Genomic DNA, 1,210 nt, shown 5'->3' with positions numbered 1-1,210 from the left:
TCTTCGTCTTCGAGAACTATCCCGTCGACGCCGAACTGCGCAAAAGCCAGACCACAGTCACCGTCGATCACGTCGCCGCAAACGAGCGGACCCATTATCCGGTAACGCTTGCCGTGCTTCCGCACGAGGCGATCTCACTGCGTTGGTCTCGCGATTCCCAGCGGATCGGCGGCGACATGCTCGACCGGATTGCCGCGCACTATCTTGAACTTCTCGGTCAACTGGCCTCGGGGAATGAGGGCTTCAGCGGGATCCGGCTCGGCGACCTTGCGCTTTCGTCGCCTCCCGCCGGCGCCGCGCCGACAAGCTACCCCTTTGAGCCGGTGACCGCACGCATCGCCCGGCAAGCCGTCTTGCGGACCGACAGCGAAGCGGTCTCCTGCGAAGGCGCACATCTCACCTATGGCGAGCTCGACGCCTGGGCCAACCGCATCGCACGGCGGCTGAAAGGACTTGGGGTTCGGCCGGACGAACGCGTCGGCGTGGCCACCGATCGCTCCTCCGGCCTCATCGCGGCGCTGGTCGGTATCATGCGTTCGGGTGCTGCCTACGTACCGCTCGATCCGTCCTACCCGGCCGATCGGCTCGCCCACATGATTGAGGACAGTGGTATCACCAGGGTGGTAACGGACGCGGCGACGAAGCAGGCGCTTGCGGACCTGCTGTCGGGTCTCGACACCGTTCTGGTGAACGAGGTCGGCGACGAGAGCGCGGATCCAGTCGCCACATCCGTCCATCCCGACCAGCTCGCCTATGTCATCTACACATCCGGATCGACCGGAACCCCGAAGGGGGTTGGCATTACTCATTCCAACGTCGCCCGTCTTCTCGACGCGACGGCGCCCTGGTACGGCTTCGGCCCCTCGGATGTGTGGACGATGTTCCACTCCTATGCCTTCGACGTCTCTGTCTGGGAGGTGTTCCATTGCCTCGCGACCGGTGGACGCCTGGTTGTCGTTCCCCATTGGACCGCGCGCGATCCCGTGGCGTTCCATGCGCTGCTTCGCAGCGAGAGCGTGACGGTCCTCAGCCAAACACCATCGGCCTTTTACCCGCTGATGGACTATGATCGACGTGCTGCTCTTCCCGTTGATACGTTGCGGTTCATCATTTTTGCTGGCGAGAAGCTTGAGCCTGCGGCGTTGCGGGGCTGGCTTGCGGCGCGGGGAGAGGCCGCACCGCAGCTGATCAATATGTACGGCATCACCGA

1 protein-coding gene is annotated in these 1,210 nt (G+C 63.9%); it reads left to right on the top strand.

The window, feature by feature from the left end:
- A partial coding sequence (locus ACMGE0_RS33475; protein WP_436820157.1) for an AMP-binding protein occupies positions 1-1,210 on the top strand: 1,210 nt, incomplete at both ends.

Origin of the sequence: Neorhizobium descurainiae, from assembly GCF_051400715.1 — a bacterium.
Lineage (GTDB): Bacteria > Pseudomonadota > Alphaproteobacteria > Rhizobiales > Rhizobiaceae > Neorhizobium.
The sequence above is the reverse complement of the archived record's forward strand: the minus strand, read 5'-3'. Positions and strand labels throughout refer to the sequence as shown.